At 64.7% G+C, this 15,964-nt stretch carries 16 protein-coding genes, 1 pseudogene and 1 riboswitch; of the genes and pseudogenes, 9 read left to right on the plus strand and 8 right to left on the minus strand.

All coding sequences use genetic code 11. The annotated features are described in order from the left end of the window. The first annotated feature begins 11 nt into the window (after window positions 1–11). The 3 genes from ACTDXD_RS19655 (at window position 12) to ACTDXD_RS19665 (ending at window position 2,155) form a co-directional block, all read left to right on the plus strand. A complete protein-coding gene (locus ACTDXD_RS19655) occupies window positions 12–1,040 on the plus strand; it encodes a PDDEXK nuclease domain-containing protein (RefSeq protein ID WP_440123943.1) in 1,029 nt (342 codons plus the stop codon). Window positions 1,041–1,174: 134 nt separating this feature from the next. After that, the gene (locus tag ACTDXD_RS19660; protein WP_440123944.1) at window positions 1,175–1,678 is read left to right on the plus strand and encodes a hypothetical protein; all 504 of its coding nucleotides are present in this window, start codon (window positions 1,175–1,177) and stop codon (window positions 1,676–1,678) included. Window positions 1,679–1,720: 42 nt separating this feature from the next. After that, the gene (locus ACTDXD_RS19665; protein WP_440123945.1) at window positions 1,721–2,155 is read left to right on the plus strand and encodes a hypothetical protein; all 435 of its coding nucleotides are present in this window, start codon (window positions 1,721–1,723) and stop codon (window positions 2,153–2,155) included. Window positions 2,156–2,214: 59 nt separating this feature from the next. On the opposite strand, the gene ACTDXD_RS19670 is transcribed toward ACTDXD_RS19665, so the two are convergent. Together ACTDXD_RS19670 and ACTDXD_RS19675 are read right to left on the minus strand one after the other, a co-directional pair. Next, window positions 2,215–2,445, minus strand: a complete 231-nt coding sequence (locus ACTDXD_RS19670; RefSeq protein WP_440123946.1) for a hypothetical protein — start codon at window positions 2,443–2,445, stop codon at window positions 2,215–2,217. Window positions 2,446–2,711: 266 nt separating this feature from the next. Further along, window positions 2,712–3,863 carry a PucR family transcriptional regulator gene (locus ACTDXD_RS19675; protein ID WP_440123947.1) on the minus strand — a complete coding sequence of 384 codons (1,152 nt, stop codon included), beginning with the start codon at window positions 3,861–3,863 and terminating at the stop codon, window positions 2,712–2,714. Between the two features lie 119 nt (window positions 3,864–3,982). Between ACTDXD_RS19675 and ACTDXD_RS19680 the strand changes: the two genes are divergently transcribed. From ACTDXD_RS19680 to ACTDXD_RS19690, 3 genes are read left to right on the plus strand one after another with little or no spacing between them, the layout of a single operon-like run. Beyond that, on the plus strand, window positions 3,983–5,617 hold the full coding sequence (locus tag ACTDXD_RS19680; RefSeq protein ID WP_440123948.1) for a class I adenylate-forming enzyme family protein: 1,635 nt from the start codon (window positions 3,983–3,985) through the stop codon (window positions 5,615–5,617). Next, a complete protein-coding gene (locus ACTDXD_RS19685; RefSeq protein WP_440123949.1) occupies window positions 5,614–6,972 on the plus strand; it encodes an MFS transporter in 1,359 nt (452 codons plus the stop codon). Before ACTDXD_RS19680 ends, ACTDXD_RS19685 begins: the two co-directional genes overlap by 4 nt. Next, window positions 6,969–8,168, plus strand: a complete 1,200-nt coding sequence (locus tag ACTDXD_RS19690; RefSeq protein WP_440123950.1) for a thiolase domain-containing protein — start codon at window positions 6,969–6,971, stop codon at window positions 8,166–8,168. Before ACTDXD_RS19685 ends, ACTDXD_RS19690 begins: the two co-directional genes overlap by 4 nt. A 483-nt stretch (window positions 8,169–8,651) precedes the next feature. Here the strand turns inward: ACTDXD_RS19690 and pip are convergent, their stop codons facing one another. The 6 genes and pseudogenes from pip to ACTDXD_RS19720 all read right to left on the minus strand — a co-directional run bounded on the left by pip (window position 8,652) and on the right by ACTDXD_RS19720 (window position 13,823). Beyond that, the gene (gene pip, locus ACTDXD_RS19695; RefSeq protein ID WP_440127712.1) at window positions 8,652–9,626 is read right to left on the minus strand and encodes a prolyl aminopeptidase; all 975 of its coding nucleotides are present in this window, start codon (window positions 9,624–9,626) and stop codon (window positions 8,652–8,654) included. 65 nt (window positions 9,627–9,691) lie between these two features. After that, entirely contained in the window at window positions 9,692–10,537 is an 846-nt protein-coding gene (locus tag ACTDXD_RS19700; protein WP_440123951.1) for a bifunctional 5,10-methylenetetrahydrofolate dehydrogenase/5,10-methenyltetrahydrofolate cyclohydrolase, read from the minus strand. A 23-nt stretch (window positions 10,538–10,560) separates the two neighbouring features. Continuing rightward, a riboswitch (ZMP/ZTP riboswitch) is annotated at window positions 10,561–10,640 on the minus strand. Between the two features lie 895 nt (window positions 10,641–11,535). After that, window positions 11,536–11,946 (minus strand): AMP-binding protein, encoded by a 411-nt coding sequence (locus tag ACTDXD_RS19705; RefSeq protein ID WP_440123952.1) that lies wholly within the window; start codon window positions 11,944–11,946, stop codon window positions 11,536–11,538. Window positions 11,947–12,124: 178 nt separating this feature from the next. After that, a pseudogene (locus ACTDXD_RS19710) lies at window positions 12,125–12,247 on the minus strand (acyltransferase); the annotation flags it as partial. A 29-nt stretch (window positions 12,248–12,276) separates the two neighbouring features. Then, window positions 12,277–13,131, minus strand: coding sequence for a cytochrome c biogenesis CcdA family protein (locus ACTDXD_RS19715; RefSeq protein WP_440123953.1), 855 nt, complete (start codon window positions 13,129–13,131; stop codon window positions 12,277–12,279). After that, on the minus strand, window positions 13,131–13,823 hold the full coding sequence (locus ACTDXD_RS19720) for a DsbA family protein (protein ID WP_440123954.1): 693 nt from the start codon (window positions 13,821–13,823) through the stop codon (window positions 13,131–13,133). The genes ACTDXD_RS19715 and ACTDXD_RS19720 overlap by 1 nt, the downstream gene beginning before the upstream one ends. 115 nt (window positions 13,824–13,938) lie before the next feature. On the opposite strand from ACTDXD_RS19720, the gene ACTDXD_RS19725 reads away from it, so the two are divergent. From ACTDXD_RS19725 to ACTDXD_RS19735, 3 genes are read left to right on the plus strand one after another with little or no spacing between them, the layout of a single operon-like run. Next, window positions 13,939–14,502: a hypothetical protein gene (locus ACTDXD_RS19725; RefSeq protein ID WP_440123955.1), complete on the plus strand. Its 564-nt coding sequence runs from the start codon at window positions 13,939–13,941 to the stop codon at window positions 14,500–14,502. Then, entirely contained in the window at window positions 14,499–14,888 is a 390-nt protein-coding gene (locus ACTDXD_RS19730) for a BlaI/MecI/CopY family transcriptional regulator (protein WP_440123956.1), read from the plus strand. Before ACTDXD_RS19725 ends, ACTDXD_RS19730 begins: the two co-directional genes overlap by 4 nt. After that, entirely contained in the window at window positions 14,885–15,880 is a 996-nt protein-coding gene (locus ACTDXD_RS19735; RefSeq protein WP_440123957.1) for a M56 family metallopeptidase, read from the plus strand. The genes ACTDXD_RS19730 and ACTDXD_RS19735 overlap by 4 nt, the downstream gene beginning before the upstream one ends. Window positions 15,881–15,964 lie beyond the last annotated feature (84 nt).

Genomic DNA, 15,964 nt, shown 5'->3' on the forward strand with positions numbered 1-15,964 from the left:
ATGCTCCAGGTATGGCAGAGCTCGAACCCACGGACTACGCCGCGACGCTCGAGGAACTCAAGCGCCGCATACACCAGGCGCGGTACCAGGCACAGCGGAAGGTCAATACCGAACTGATCCGCCTCTACTGGCAGATCGGCCACACGATCTTGGAACGCCAGCAGACCGAGCGTTGGGGAACCAAGGTGCTGTCCCGGCTCGCCGCGGACCTACGCGCAGAGTTCCCCACCATGAAGGGCTTCTCGCGAGCGAACCTGTTCTACATGCGGCGTTTTGCCGAGGCATGGCCCGACGAAGACGCAATTGTCCAACGACCCGTTGGACAATTGCCGTGGGGTCACATCGCCGAACTTCTCGACAAGCTCGACGACCAGGATCTGCGTGAGTGGTATGCCGCTCAGGACGCCGATCACGGGTGGTCGCGTTCCGTGCTCGCTCATCAGATCACCACGCGTCTCCACGGCCGGCAGGGTGCTGCACCTTCGAACTTCGGTGCCGCGCTCGAGCAGCGGGACTCCGAGCTGGCGCAGCAGCTCACCAAGGATCCGTTCACGCTGGAATTCCTTGCGATCGACAGCGATGCGAGCGAGCGGGAGCTCGAGGACCGTCTGGTTGTGCGGATCATCGACACGCTGCGCGAGCTGGGCCGGGGATTCGCATTTGTCGGTCGCCAAGTGCATTTCGACGTCGACGGGGACGACTTCTACGTCGACCTGTTGTTCTTCCACGTCGAGCAGTTGCGCTACGTGGTGATCGAACTCAACACAACGAAGTTCGACCCGCGTGATGCCGGGCAACTCGGCTTCTACGTGGCACTGGTTGAGGATCGACTCCGGATCCGCGACACACACCAGCCGACAGTGGGCATGCTCCTTGTGGCCGAGAAGAACGACACTGTCGTCCGATATGCCCTCGCCGGCACCCAGCAGCCTGTCGCGGTCTCCCGATACGATCTGACGGCATCCGCCCAAGCTGCTCTCCCAGCAGAAGAAGCCCTTACCCGTGTCGCTCTCGAGGTCACCTCCCGGCCTCGCCAATGAGGTTGCCAAGGGCAGGTGCCGCACGCCGAGCCGATCAGGGTCCCGTCTCCACTGACCGGTGAGGCCGAGCACCGACGGCGTCCCGGTACTGTGCACCTATGCCGGAAGCTCGCCCACACTGGTCCGATGACGTCGTGGACTTGTCTACGGGGCACATAGATTTCGCCGCGTTCGAATCGTTTCTGTTCGCCGACGGCGGGGGATACCCGCCGTCCTATCGAGACTTCATCCGGCGGTACGGCTGGGCGCGGACCTTCGGTCTCTGGCTGATCTATCCGCCGGTGTTTCCGGGCTACGCGGACGGACGTGGGCGTGCAGAGGTACTCACCGAGCGGTTTCGTGACTGCTACCGGGACGGTCGGGCCGAGGAGTTCGAGTGGATGATCGAACCGGACGGCGACTGGGCACGTGTCGAGGCGCTGCATGTATTCGGGTGGAGCGAGAACGGCGATGCACTGCTCTGGGACACGTCAGCTCGTCGCGCGGACGGCGAGTTCCCAGTGTGGGAATCGCGCGGGTTAAATTCGCTGCACCTGCTCGGGCAGACTCTTTCGGACGCGCTGTCGGCGATCCGGGATACGCGATTCGGCTCAGAGTCGCGAGCCGACATCGAACCACTGCCTCCGGTGCGTTTGTAAGCGAATCCCGCGGTCGCCGCGGCCTCTGCCAGGATGGGTCGTATGGGCGTCATCAACACGTACTTCACCGCACCGGACGACGAGACTGCGGCTGCCACTGTCGACGACGGGCCCGCCCTGTCGCACGCGCCCGTACTCGATGCGGTCGAGGCGACTGTTCAGGCAGGCACGTTGATGGCTCTGCTCTCCGGTGAACCCTACGGCCGGATCACCGGGGATCGGACCTGGGCCCGGCTGATCAGCGATCCGGATCACGAAGCAGCGTGGATTGTTTCGATGCCGGACGCATTCACCATCGCGCTGGCGACGGCGACTGATGAGCGTCTCGCGGAGGTTGCCGGACCGTGGTCGGAGACCGAGGAATTCTGGGGCGCGGGTGATCCCGCACAGTTGCTGCCGATGCTCCACGACTGGCGCGCGCTCGCGCAGACCGCGCGTCAGCGGGGTGAGGGCATGTACTGCTGGATGGCCCTTTGAGTGCGACCACCGATCGGAGTCGACGGTCGTCGGCTGATCATGTCCAATTGGTCATGTCCTCACGGTGCACCGGCGAGACTGGTCAGCGTGTAGATCGTGTCTCCTGCCGGTGAGCCGATGATCGGTTCGAGCCACGGCAGATCGACCGGCTCGCCGATTCGCATCCCGGTACGTAAGTCGTAGCGGGAGAGTACTGGTTGATCTCGGTAGTCGATGGCGGTCACCGTTGCCTCGTGCACGGACGCGATCGTGGAGTCGGTGGTGACTGGAAGCGTCCATTCGTGTGTCACCGTCGACGATCCCGCCACCGGTACCGACAGCACCTGTTTGTCCGGGTTGAGCCAGTAAGCCGGTCATCGAGGACGATCAGGGTGGTCCGCAGCGCGCCTCCGCCGACCTGCAGCATGTCCAGTGGAGTCAGACTTCGGACGCCGGAGTCGAGATCGATGGCGGTCAGTGCCATCGTCGGCGCGCCTGCATTCGTGGTCGCTGCGGAGTAGTCCGTGTGCAGGGCCAGGACCGAGCGGCTGTCGGACGCGAGCCCGGAGCGTCTCGCTCATGCGTCGATACTGCCCCCACTCTGGCGGGCAGCAAGAACCCAGCTGAGTTCGACGACGGTATCAGTCGAGTCGAGAGAACATGAGGTCAGCTCTTCGAAGCGAGCGAGCCGGTGACGCAGTGTGTTCTGGTGGATGACGAGCGCCTCGGCCGTCGCGCGCACGACTCGGTCGTGTTCGAGGTGGGCCTGCACGGTGTCGAGCAGGATCGCGCCGAAATCACCCTCTCCTGCAAGAGGTTCGACGTAGCGCTGTCGGAGCAATTGCGTGACCAGCGGAGCTCCGGGGATGCCCAGTCGCCACGACATCGTGCTGGGGTCGTGCAGGCCCGGTATTCCACCGGGTACGAGCGTCAGGATCTGTTCTGCCACGGCGGCGGACGCACCGACCTCATGCAGTGGGGCGGAGGGGCCCACGGCGAGCACCCCGCGGTCCGCGATCTCGCGTGGCACGCGGGTGACCAAGGCGGCGGTGCGTCCGGATACCTCCGCCACCAGGGCTGCGCCGCCGGGTGTCGATCCGTACCTGCTCAAGTCTGCGGTCCACCGCTCCCGGCTGCTCGATATCGGGTGCCCGAAGACGACGTAGTGCTCGCGGCTGGGATCCATGCCGAGGGCGCGTACCCGGGGGAGCAGAGCAGGGTCGAGGGTTGATCCGGACAAGAGGGACCGGAGCACGTCGGCTTCTTCCACAGATCGACGGACCGCTTCCGAGACGGCGTGCGCCCGGTATTCCTTGACGGCGTCGGCGACGAACCAGTCGCCGACGTCCCACAGGAGCGTCGAGCCGCGCAGTGTCGACTCGGCCGTCAACGAGAATTCCCGTGCGACTTCGATGAATCGGTTGTGGATGGCGTTGAGGCTGAGCCGATATGCCCGGATGATGTCTTCGATGGTCATGCCCTGGCTGATCCGCCGCCGGGTCGTCTGCCGCGCTTCGCCATCGGGGATATCGCGCGGTGCTCGCCCTTCTTCGAGAGTGAGCATGCCGCGCGCCACATTCAGCCGGGCCGAAGCGATGAGCTCGTTGCGGTCGATGCTCAGGTAGTCGGGGAGTTCCCGGTGGATGTCGTCGGCCGCTTTCTGCGCGATCTGTTCGGCTTCGGCGCGGAGCATCGCGGCGACCGACTCGAGCGTCACCGTCACCGTCATCGTCGGGTCTCCTATCTATCCACCGAGGGGCCCGGATTGGAGTTTTCTCCAATCACCTTACAGTCGGGTTGGCCTGTGGACCGTAGCAAAATGTCGGCTCACCACTGAATATGTAGAGCATGACGTGGATCACAAGCGCTGGATCGGCAGCTGCGGTAGTAGCCCGGGATAACGATGCGGGCACACCACTCGGTGGATTGCCGGGTACTTTCGATTCGTTGTGGGCGGCTGCGGTTCGCGGGCACGGCGCCGGAACGTTCCTCGTGTTCCAGGACGAGGACGGCACCGTCACACGCTGGACGTATACCGAGTTCGACGACGTCGTCGCGCGCACTGCGGCTGGTCTGCGCCGTCGTGGCGTCGTCGCCGGCGACGGCATTCACCTGTGCCTTCGTAACTGCCCGGCTTTCGTGGCGCTGTGGCTTGCAGCTGCGCGGGTGGGCGCATGGATCGTTCCGGCCGACCCGAGCGCCTCCGCTCGAGACCTGGACCAGCAGATCGGCCGGACGTCGCCGAAGCTCGGACTCCACTCGTCGGCACGCCGCGACGCCTACCTCGAAGGCGCCGCTGTTCACGGGCTGCCCACGGCGGAGTTGACCGAGACGGCCCGCGACGTCCTGGACTCGGCCGTGGGACTCGTCGACGACGAGGTCACCATGGGGGAGTGGACTGCACCCCGACCCGCCGACCGACTCGCCATCATGTTCACCTCCGGCACGACATCCCAGCCCAAGGGAGTGGTGTTGACCCAGGCCAACTACTTCCGGGTGGCGACGGCAATGGCCGCCGCGGCCGACCTGCGGGCCGGTGACCGCTGGCTGGTGACCCTGCCGCTCTTCCACGGCAACGCCCAGTACTACTGCTTCGCGTCGGCGATCGCGGTCGGCGCCGGGGTCGGGTTGACTGCCACCTTCTCGGCGAGCGGATGGGTGCGCGACGCGATTGCGCTCGGCGCGACACACGCGAGCTTGTTTGCCGCTCCGATGCGCATGGTCCTGGCGCGTACCCCGGCCGACCAGCCGCCCGCACAACTGCGGCATGTGTGGTTCGCGCAGAGCCTCGGCGCCGAACACCATGTGGAATTCGGCCGACTCGCCGGATGCCTGCCCCGTCAGCTCTACGGCATGACGGAGACGGTGCCGGTAGTGACCTACGACCGCAGCATCCCGCCGGTGTCCGACCTGATCGGCACGCCGCTCGACGGACGAGTCGCCCAGTTGGTGACGCCCGGAACCCTCGATCCGGTTGCAGTCGGTGAGGTCGGAATGATCGCGGTCGCCGGGGTCCGAGGCGACACGCTCTTCGAGGAGTATCTCGACGACCCGGCAACGACGGAACGGACGTTCCGCACCGACGAGAACGGTACGGATTGGATGCTGACCGGCGACCTCGCCGTCGAGACCCCGAACGGCTGGCGTTTCGTCGGACGAGCCGACGACGTCATCAAGGTTGCCGGCGAGAACGTCTCCTTGACCGAGGTCGAGGCGACCGTGGCGCAGGCGCCCGGTGTCCTCGAAGCTGCGGTGCTGGCTCGCCCGGACGAGATCCGGGACCAGGTGCCGGTGGCCTACGTGGTCGCCCGCGACGCGCAGGATCCTCCGAGCGCCGATGAGCTTTCAGCGTGGGCTGCACTCAATCTCACCAGAGCTGCCCGTCCACACGAATGGACCGTTGTACCCGAACTGCCGCGCACCAGCGTGGGCAAGATCCGCCGCTTCAAGCTGGCCGACACCGAAGGAGCTGTCACACGATGACAACCGCGACTCCCGTCTCAGCGACTCGACGGCGACGTGCCTTCGTCGGCGCCGTCTCCGGTCACCTCATCGAATGGTTCGACTACGGTGTCTACGGATTCCTTGCCGTGACCATGGGGCAACTGTTCTTCGCTTCGCAATCTCCGGCGGTCGCTCTGCTCAGTAGCTTCGCGGTATTCGCCTTGAGCTTCTTCATCCGGCCGCTGGGTGGGATCTTCTTCGGGCCGATGGCCGACCGGATCGGGCGGAAGCAGACACTCATGATCGTCATGGTCCTGATGTCGGGATCGACGTGCCTGATCGGTGTGCTGCCCACATACGCATCGATCGGTATCGCCGCACCGATCCTGTTGATCCTGTTGCGCTGCGTCCAGGGCTTCTCGGCAGGCGGTGAGATCGGCACCGTGACCAGCTTCGTCGCGGAGTACGCCGGTCCGGGACGTCGGGGTTTCTCGACGAGCTGGCTCATGGTGACCGCTGTGCTCGGCCTGATGCTGGGCAGCCTCGTCGCGAACGGTCTGACGGCACTGCTCGGCGAGGACGGCATGGCGGCGTGGGGATGGCGCATCCCGTTCCTCATCGCCGGCCCGCTGGGCCTGATCGCTGCCTACATCCGGCTCAAGCTGGAGGACAGCCCGGAGTTCATTGCACTGCAGGCCGCAGGGGAGCACGAGAAGGCTCCGCTGCGTGAATCGATGCGCTGGAAGCGTTCCCTCGCACTCGTGTTCTGCATCATCGTGCTGCACTCGTCGATCTTCTACCTGGTGCTCACGTTCGCCTCGACCTTCATGACCAACACCCTCGGCTTCAGCAACTCGACCCGATTCTGGTACGTCCTGCTGGCCTGTGCGCTGGCCGCGGCGGTCATGCCGATCGGTGGTGCGTTCACGGATCGCTACGGCCGCAAGCCGTTCCTGCTTGTGGTCGGTGTGCTCGGTACCGCGTCGATGTTCTGGTTCTTCCAGGCCGCGCCCGGGGCGACACCCGAATCGTTCCTCCTTCCGCTGCTCGCCACCGCCGTGACGTTCGGTCTGTACGTGTCGTCGACCTACGCGACCATGACCGAGCTGATCCCCACGCGGATTCGGTCGACCGGCATCTCGATCGCCTACAACGTTCCTGTTGCGGTCTTCGGTGGGTGCGCCCCCTTCGTGGCAGCGTGGCTCATCACGAAAACTGGCGACATCACCGCACCGTGGTACTTTTTCGTCGCAACCGGACTGGTATCGATCGTGGCGCTCTTCGTGCTGCAGCCCAGTGACTTTCGACGCGCTGAAGCCGCTTCGGTTCCCGCCGGGCCGACCTCTGCGGCGAGCGAATCGCCGTCGGGCTCCGCAGTGGAGGTGGCGTCATGATGTCGAGTCGGCTCGGAGCTCGTGAGCAGGAGGTCGTGCTGGCCGGATGGGCACACACGCCGTTCGGCAAACAGGACGCCACGCTCGAACAACTCATCACCACCGTTGCGAACGATGCGATCGCGAGCGCCGGGATCACCGCGGCCGACGTCGACGAGATCGTGCTGGGCACCTTCAATGCGGGCATGCAGCCCCTGGCCTTCGCCTCGTCGCTGGCGCTACAAGCCGACGACGGACTGTGGGGAAAGCCCGCGACGCGCGTCGAGAACGCGTGTGCGTCGGGTGCTGCGGCTGTCCGGACCGGAGTTCACTCGATCCTCGCTGGCGAGGCACGCACCGTGCTGGTCATCGGCGCGGAGAAGATGACCGACGCAGGCGCAGACGTGGTCGGGCGTGCGCTTGTGGGCGCCGACTACGACAGTGCCGGCCAGCCATCGAGCGTCGGCTTCGCGGGATTGTTCGCCGAAGTGGCGCGGGCTTATGGCACGCGGTACGGAGATCCCAGTGATGCGATGGCGCGCATCGCGGCGAAGAACCACGCAAACGGGCTCGCGAACCCGTGGGCGCATCTGCACCGCGACTTCTCGTACGATTTCTGCCGGACCGTGGGGCCCGACAACCCAATGGTCGCGGACCCGCTGCGTCGCACAGACTGTTCACCGGTGTCCGACGGGGCGGCTGCCGTGGTCGTCACCACCGCGGATCGAACGTCGTCGTCCGCCGGTACTGCAGGGGTGCGGCTCGCGGGGATGGGACAGGCCAACGACTTTCACCCCGCGAGTAGACGCGACCCCTTGGCGATGCGCGGCTCACACGTCGCATGGCGGACCGCGTTGGAGAGGGCAGGTGTGGCTGCGTCGGACCTGTCCTTCGTCGAGTTGCACGACTGCTTCACCATCGCCGAACTCGTCCTCTACGAGGTGCTCGGACTGTCCGAGCCCGGTAAGGGTGGGTGGCAGCTGGCGGAAGGAGCATTCGATCGAGACGGGGCTCTGCCCGTCAACGTGTCGGGTGGCCTGAAGTCCAAGGGACACCCGGTGGGTGCGACGGGGGTGTCCCAGCTGGTCCTCAGTGCGATGCAACTGACCGGCACGGCAGGAGCCATGCAGCTCCCGGTGGCAGATGTTGCCGCAGTGCACAACATGGGTGGGCTTGCCGTCGCCAACTACGTCCACGTTCTCCGAGCGCGCGACTGACAGGGTTCATCCTGCTCACTCGCTCTACGCGGCGGGAGAGCGACGAGTGCGGCAATGACGGTTGGCCGGAGGTCGTTCGGTGTATGCGTGACATAAGCGTCGACCTGCATGTGTTCCCGCGCTCCGCTCCCGCTACGTTTCCATTCATCCGCGCGCGTCACAGTCGGTGTGTATGGCTGGAAGTTCAGCGGGAACGGCCGGGCAGCGACGTACTCATCAAAGGACGGTACCTGATCGCTGCCCGGCAGAATCGAGAACAGTTCCGACGCGGCTGAGACTCTTTTCGTACCCCGGTCCGAGCGTGATCCTCTTGCCGGAAGGGGTGTCGAGTTCGACGCCGGAGACAGCGGAGACATGGCCGAATGTCCTCCACGCCGGCTACGAGACGCACGCGTTGCACGAAAATCCGGTGCCACAGTCACAGCGCAACTTGACATCTCTTGGTGCGCAGACCGCGTGTCGTGGTGGGCAGCTGCCATGTCCTCACGCCTCGCTCTGGCCGATGTCGCGTGGGCGACCACCGGCCGTCCCAGCAAAGCTGTTGATCGCTTCGATGAGCTCGCTGGTGAAACTGCCGCCACCATGACCGGCATCGTCGACGACTACGAGACGGCTGCCTTTCCATCGGCGCGACAGTTCCCACGCGGTGTCGAGGGGACCGGAGACGTCGTACCGACCGTGGACGAGAATCGCCGGTATCCCCTCGAGTCGGCCCATGCCGTCCAGAAGCTGGTTCTCGGCGAGGAAGTGGTCATTGCCCCAATAGTGAGTAACCAGGCGCGCAAACATCATTCGGAAGGTGGGGTCCTGGTAGCGAGGGGAGGGCGTCCACCCGGGAACGAGTGAAGTATGGGTGTCCTCCCACTGGCACCAGTGCAACGCGGCATTCTCACGAACATCGGCGTCGGGGTGGGCGAGTAGTTGTGCGTAGGCAGCCGCGAGATTGCCGTCGCGATCGGCCTCCGGAACCGGCTCGACGAACCGCTCCCACTCACGAGGGAAAATGCGCCGCATATCGCGGGTGATCCATTCGACTTCCTTGCGGCTACCGGAGGCGATCGCGCCCAATGCCATCCCAATCACTCGCTCGGGGTGCGTCTGCGCGTAGGCCAGTCCGAGGCAGACGCCCCACGATGCCCCGGCCACGACCCATCTCTCGATTCCGAGGTGTTCACGGAGCTTCTCGAGGTCGGCGACGAGGTGGGCGGTGGTGTTCGTGGAAAGATCCGTGTCGGGATCGTCGGCACGGGGCGTGCTGCGCCCGCAGCCACGTTGATCGAACAGCACCGCGCGGAACACGTCCGGGTCGAAGAATCTACGCATGCCCAGAGTGCAGCCGGATCCAGGGCCTCCGTGAAGATAGACGACGGGGACGCCCGACGGAAGGCCGATGGTCTCCCAGTACAACGAGTTGCCATCAGAGACAACGAGGTGTCCCGAGTCGTACGGTTCGATCATCGGGAACAGCTCCACATCGGTAAGTCTGTCACGGTCCGGTGTATCCCGAGAACCGGATAGCGCAGCTACCTGTATTCGGCAGCTTTTGCGGCGGCGAGGGTCTGCTCGAGGAGAACCGCGATCGTCATCGGACCCACCCCGCCGGGTACAGGCGTGATGAGCCGCGCCCGCTCGGCTGCGCCGGAGTAGTCGACGTCGCCGATGTTGCCCGGGTTGTAGCCCGCGTCGATGACCACGGCGCCGTCCTTGATCCAGTCGCCGCGGATCAGTTCAGGGTGGCCCACGGCGGCGACGACGATATCGGCACGCCGTACCTGATCAGCCAGGTCCCGGGTTCGGGAATGGCAGTACGTGACCGTCGCGTCGCGCGCGAGGAGCAGCATCCCGACGGGCTTTCCGAGGATCGGACTGCGGCCGATCACCACTGCGTGCCTGCCGGCCAGCGGGACATCGTAGGCGTCGAGTAGGCGAAGGATCCCGCCAGGGGTGCACGAGTGGAAGCCATTCTCGTTGAAGGCCATTGCAGCGAAACTGTGCATGGTGACGCCGTCGACGTCCTTGTCAGGGACGATCGCCTCGAACGCTGCGCGTTCGTCGATGTGGTCGGGAACCGGGTGCTGCAGCAGGATTCCGTCGACGGTCGGATCCGCGGACAGGGCAGTGATCTCTGCGATGAGGGTGGTTGTGGTGGTGTCGATCGGGAGTTCCACGTAGCGCGACTCGATGCCCACTGACCCACACCGGTTGCGCTTCATACGGACATAGGTGTGGGAGGCAGGATCGTCGCCGACAATCACAGTCGCCAGGCATGGGCGGCGGCCGTGCTGGTGGACGAACTGGGCGGTCTCGTTGGTAACGGTGTCGACGAGTTGTGCCGCTACGGTGCGGCCATCGACGATCTGGGCTGTCACGATTGGTCCTCTCGATCGAAATCGAGAGACACCCAGGCGGTCGATGTCGGCTCTACGTGCACTCCCCGGTGGTTGCCCACCCTCGCCAGTCGTGCGGTCTCAGCATAACTCCCTGTGCCCTGAGCTGGAAGAGGCGACGTCGTCAGTGAATTTGCTGCTATGTCTGACCACTATTGTTGTCTCGTGACATCGTTGAACAAATCGATACTCGTGGTGCTTCGAGGAGATTCGCGTTCCGGCAAGGGCACCTTGGCACGCGCGTCGCAGTATCGATTCGACAAGGGGAGTGCGCGGTCGTCGCACAGGACAACGTCCGCCGCACGATCTTGCGTGAGCCCGATGAACCGGACGCCTTCAACATCGTGCTGATCGAGTTGATCGCGCGCGAGTGCCTGGACGGGGGCGGGTGACCATCGTCGAGGACGTTCTCGATGCCGGCCACTATGCAGGGATGCTCGAGCGCTTTGCCGCAGTGGCGGCTGGCGGTGCACGGGACGTAATGGCGGAGAGGGTTTTCGAGCCGTCGGAACGAGCAACACGGCACCTTCTCCGACTCAGTTGATGGAGGTGCGACGGACCGAGGTCTGTGCGGAGGCGATGGGGCGCTGGAGCCGACAGGTCTGGTTCTACCGCAGGAGCCCGAGGTGCATATGGGTGGACTGAACGGTCGCGTGTGCTCTGGGATGGGTGTTCGCCAATTCACGGTACGACGGCGCTTTGCGTTCCTTCAACGGCCCGTCCTCAACTTTGTCCCAGGGCTGAATCGATATCGATCTTCCTCGGCTGTAAAGGGTTCCAAGATTGTTCACATGCTCACGGGCACCGGTGCAGGTGCTCCAGCTTCGTCCAGATGCACGACAATATGTGAGCCCGTCGCCGCCACATCCTCACCGTTGAGGATGCGCCATGCGTACGAGATCGAGCTGTTGCCCAGCCTGGCCACGCCGAGTTCGACAACGTACTCGTCGCCATCGAGGAATGGGCGTTCGAAGTCGCGCTCACCGCGCGCCGCGGGAATCTGACGACCGGGATTCCCGCGGCGCGGTAGAGCTCATGCTCGGCGCTTTCCGCACTACGGGCAGCAGTGCTTGGTCGGCGAGCAGTAACTTTGCCGTGCAGTGCGTGATGGCGAAGACGACTTCGTCGGTCTGGAACCGGTGGTTCAGCGGTACCGCGATCGCGCCGATGCGAAAGCACGCGAAGTACAGCTCGACGTACTCCCACCGGTTGCGCATGAAGATCGCCACCCGATCGCCGCGGCCGATCCCGAGCGACAGTAGTGCCTGGGCCGAACGTTCGATTGCGTCGTGCATCTCGCGATACGACAGCACGTCATCCTCGAATATGAGGGCGAGTTTGTCGGGTGTGGCAGCAAGCGCGTCCTGCATCAGTTGGCTGAGCAGCATCATGTCAATGTATCAGCGGGCGGCGCCTGGACGTGCCGTGTCATCGGGAGATGTTCGAGCGCAGAGTAATTCACGTTGTGATCAGAGCTCGCAGGTGATGTAACTGCTCGATTGGTCGGTGACGTGCAAGTGTGGCGATCGCCGAACCCAGTGCGGTCGTTGCCCCCACCGAACGAGGCCCTCAGGCGTCGATGTCTCGAATCTTTTTGGCGGGCACCCCGCCGACGATGGTGCGCGCAGCGACATCTTTGGTGACGACAGCTCCGGCTGCCACGACGGCTCCGTCTCCGATCGTGACCCCGGGGCGACGCGGTCATGAGCCGGGCGACGCGGTCATGAGTGGTCGACCTTCTCGGAGGTGCCGCCGCGGGAGGTGCGCTTTCTGGTGCGCTGCAACGACCACACCGCCGCACCGAGCACCGCGATAACTGCAGACGCACCGAGAACGACGACGTTCGATACATTTCTGCCCACATCCGCCACGCCCGTCTCGAGCCGGTACTGGGCGGCGATGGGCAGCAGACCGCCCATCTCAGGGTCACGAGCAACGAGAACCAGCAGTCCGCCGAGGATGACGGACAATGCCCCGGCGACGATCGCGTGCCAGCTGTTGCTCCAACGTCCTATGGTGAGTTCACGTGGCGTGAGGAGAACACGGAGCCTGCTCGACCATCGCTTCCAGACGAGCGCGAGCAGAAGCAACGGCAGTGCCATGCCTGCCGCGTAGATCGCAAGCAGAATGCCGCCGTAGACGGGGTTCGCTCCCACAGCGGCAATCATCAGGACCGAGCCGAGGATCGGGCCCGTGCACACCCCCGCGACCCCGTACCCGGTGCCCAGTAGGAAAACGGTCCAGGTGCGGCCCGCATCCCCGCTGTGGCTGCTGCGCGACAAACCCGGAATCGGGATGCCCGCCAGTTGAATGATCCCGAAGACGATCACCACACCGGCGACGATGGTCAGCAGCAGCCCTCGATTCTGATTGAAGAAGGCCCCCGCCGTCCCGGCGAACACGCCCAGCGGGACGAGCGTGGTGATCAGGCCGAGGTAGAACACGCCTGTCCGTCCGACCAGAGTCGCCGGATGCGAGAACGCGTAGGCGAAGAACGCGGGAAGGAGCATCACCGAGCACGGTGACAACAAGCTCAGCACGCCACCGAGAAACGCTCCCAGGTATCCGACATCCATCAGTTGTCTTCTCCGAGTTGCTCGTCGAGGATCTGTTCGAACACGTAGATGGGCTGCGCTCCCTGAAGTACCTCGTTGCCGACGATGAAAGTCGGCACCGCTGTCACTCCGAGCGATTGGGATTCGGCCCCTTCCCGTCTCACCGCGTCGGCCAGCGCGGGGGCGTCCAGCGATGCGGTGAACTCATCGATGTCCATGCCGTTCACCTTGCCCGCGACTCCGATCAGAGTGTCGCGACTGTAGTCCTTCGATCCGGCAAGTGTGTGTTCGAACATCCGGTGATAGAACTCCCAGAACAAGTCTTGTTCGGCTGCCGTACGTCCGGCTATCGCGGTGTTCTCGGAATGCTCGGTGAGGATGGGGGTGTCGCGCCATTCGAGACGGACGTGGCCGGGTTCGATGTATTTCTCGAATAGGGTCGGGAATGTCTCGACAGCGAAAGCGCTGCAGTACGGGCAGGTGAAGTCCGCGTATTCGATGATCACGATGGGCGCGTCGACGTCGCCGATGGCGAACGGGTCGTTGTCGCCGCGGCGGGCGAGGTCTGCGAGCTGCTGTGCTCCCTCGGCCGACCGGGAGTTCGTCGCGGAGTTGCTGTCGCTGTCGTTCCGTGCGCCGATTGCCGCGCCGATGGCGAGCAGTGCAACAACGATCGCGCCGATGGCAATGACCTTCCACGGCCGTGAACGCATGGATGTGGTGTGTTCGGAGATCTTCCTGCTCCTGACGAATCGAGGACCTGGGCGAGTTCTACTATGAAACATAGTCGACTACGTAAGGTAGTCGACTATCGGGCATAGTAGAAGCATGAGTCGCATCACGAACTGGATCGGCAGACAGCGCTCGTCGCTCGGTCTCGCTGCACGTGCGCTGGGCATGTGGGGTTCGAGGCAAGCGATCACCGCGGCAGTGGCTGCGGTGGTTGTCGGCATGCTCGTCGGGATTGCCACCGTCTTGATTCCGAACCCGGTGTTCACACGTGAGATCCCGCCGGTGCCATGGAATTACCCGGTGTGGGTTATCACCTCGATCCTGACCGGAATTCTCATCGCCACGTATATCCGTCCTTCCGTGGGTGCTGCCGGCGCGGACACGCCGGAGCGTGGGACAGGTACTGGCGGTTCGGATCGCGCCAGTGCCCGCATCGGCGGAGCAGCCGGAGTGTTGGCCTGGTTCGCAGTCGGCTGCCCGGTCTGCAACAAGATCGCCCTTCTCGCCCTCGGGTACACAGGCGCCCTGACCTGGTTTGCGCCGCTCCAGCCGGTTCTGGCGGTTGCCGCGCTCGCGTTGTCCGCACTGGCGGTCATCTGGCGGTTGCAGGGACAGGTCTCATGCCCCCTCCCCGCCGGTCAGAAGGTAGTGACGTCATGACTTCCCAAAAACAGCCGGACCGATCGTCCGAGCCGGTGCGGCTGGGCGCGCTGGAACAGCAAGTGATGGACGTGCTGTGGGACCGGGGAACATCCACCATCCGGCAGGTGATCGTTCATCTGGGAGATCACCTGGCCTACACCACGATCGCCACCGTCATGACCAACCTCGAACGGAAGCGGCTCGTACTCCCGGAAAAACAGGGACGGTCGACGGTCTACACGCCCCGTCATACGCGAGAGGTGCACGCAGCACGGCTCATGGAGCAGGCGCTGTCCACCAGCAACGATCGCGCCGCGTCGATCGTGCATTTCATCGACGCAATCGATCCCGATGATGTGCAGCGGTTGCGCGACTACCTCGCACAGCGCGGAGACGACAGATGACCGTACTCATTCCAGTTCTCGTCGCAGGCGTCGTCATCGTGGCCGCCGTGGGCGGGCCGACTCTTGTGCGATCCGCTTCGCCGCTACTGATGCGCATTCCGCGCACAGCGATACTCGTTCTGACCGGAAGCCTGCTGCTGTGGTTGCTGGCGCCGGTATCACTGAGCCTGATGGCGGCCTGGACCGTGACCGGCCCGAGCCTTCTTCCCGCGCCTTTCGCTGATGTATGCCAGCAGTGCCTCGACGCAGCCAACCCATTCGCTTCGAACACCGTGGACACCGCGATCCCGGTCCTACTGCTTCTCATCCTTCCGGTGCTCGGCCTGCTGACTCTCATCGGCGTGGGAGTGCCTCGGTGGGTGCGCCGCGCACGCTCCACACGGTCTGCCTCGCAAGGTATTTCCGGCCGGGCGCGCAGCACTTCTATCGACGGGCACCGCGTCCTGTTGCTCGACGACTCGCGGCCGATCGCATTCTCCCTGCCGAAACGGTCCGGCGGGATCGTCATTTCCGACGGTCTCTGCGCAGCCCTCGAGCCGGACGAGCTCGCGGCCGTTCTCTCACACGAGCAGGCGCATCTGCGTCAACACCACCACCTGGTCCTGACTCTCCTCGACACCGTGGCCTGGCCGTTGCGGCGAGTTCCTCTGGTGTCGGCGATCGTCGACGTCATCCCGCACTATCTGGAGATCGCGGCAGACAACGCCGCGCGCAGTCGCGCAGGCACACCCGCTCTCGCGAGCGCGCTGCTCAAACTCGGCGCTCCCGCCGGCCCTCCGCCGTCCGCGCCGGGAGGTGCACTGCTCGGTATGAAGTTGCACGCTGCCGGCCCTGATCGAATCGGGCACATCGTGGCTCCGTCCGGGGTCGGATCTGCTGTACTCCCGGCCTCGGTATTGGGCATCCAACTGGCCGTCTTCGTGGTCGTCGCGGCGGCTATCCACGGGCCGTATCTCCGTGCCGTGGTCGCCGGCTGTGGTCTCGTCCCGTAAACGTTCAGCACTGTCTGCAACAAGCGGGCCGATCGTCCAGCGGGATCCGATGAGGCATTCGTTGCGGCTTCGCTCTCGCAGAGT

This window comes from Rhodococcus sp. SJ-3, assembly GCF_051918125.1.
GTDB lineage: Bacteria > Actinomycetota > Actinomycetes > Mycobacteriales > Mycobacteriaceae > Rhodococcus.

Coding starts and splice junctions, on each gene's coding strand:
- ACTDXD_RS19725 (WP_440123955.1), top strand. CDS start 13,939: ATGAGTCGCATCACGAACTGGATCGGCAGACAGCGCTCGTCGCTCGGT.
- ACTDXD_RS19680 (WP_440123948.1), top strand. CDS start 3,983: ATGACGTGGATCACAAGCGCTGGATCGGCAGCTGCGGTAGTAGCCCGG.
- pip (WP_440127712.1), bottom strand. CDS start 9,626: ATGATCGAACCGTACGACTCGGGACACCTCGTTGTCTCTGATGGCAAC.
- ACTDXD_RS19675 (WP_440123947.1), bottom strand. CDS start 3,863: ATGACGGTGACGGTGACGCTCGAGTCGGTCGCCGCGATGCTCCGCGCC.
- ACTDXD_RS19690 (WP_440123950.1), top strand. CDS start 6,969: ATGATGTCGAGTCGGCTCGGAGCTCGTGAGCAGGAGGTCGTGCTGGCC.
- ACTDXD_RS19715 (WP_440123953.1), bottom strand. CDS start 13,131: ATGGATGTCGGATACCTGGGAGCGTTTCTCGGTGGCGTGCTGAGCTTG.
- ACTDXD_RS19720 (WP_440123954.1), bottom strand. CDS start 13,823: ATGCGTTCACGGCCGTGGAAGGTCATTGCCATCGGCGCGATCGTTGTT.
- ACTDXD_RS19730 (WP_440123956.1), top strand. CDS start 14,499: ATGACTTCCCAAAAACAGCCGGACCGATCGTCCGAGCCGGTGCGGCTG.
- ACTDXD_RS19655 (WP_440123943.1), top strand. CDS start 12: ATGGCAGAGCTCGAACCCACGGACTACGCCGCGACGCTCGAGGAACTC.
- ACTDXD_RS19735 (WP_440123957.1), top strand. CDS start 14,885: ATGACCGTACTCATTCCAGTTCTCGTCGCAGGCGTCGTCATCGTGGCC.
- ACTDXD_RS19685 (WP_440123949.1), top strand. CDS start 5,614: ATGACAACCGCGACTCCCGTCTCAGCGACTCGACGGCGACGTGCCTTC.
- ACTDXD_RS19705 (WP_440123952.1), bottom strand. CDS start 11,946: ATGATGCTGCTCAGCCAACTGATGCAGGACGCGCTTGCTGCCACACCC.
- ACTDXD_RS19665 (WP_440123945.1), top strand. CDS start 1,721: ATGGGCGTCATCAACACGTACTTCACCGCACCGGACGACGAGACTGCG.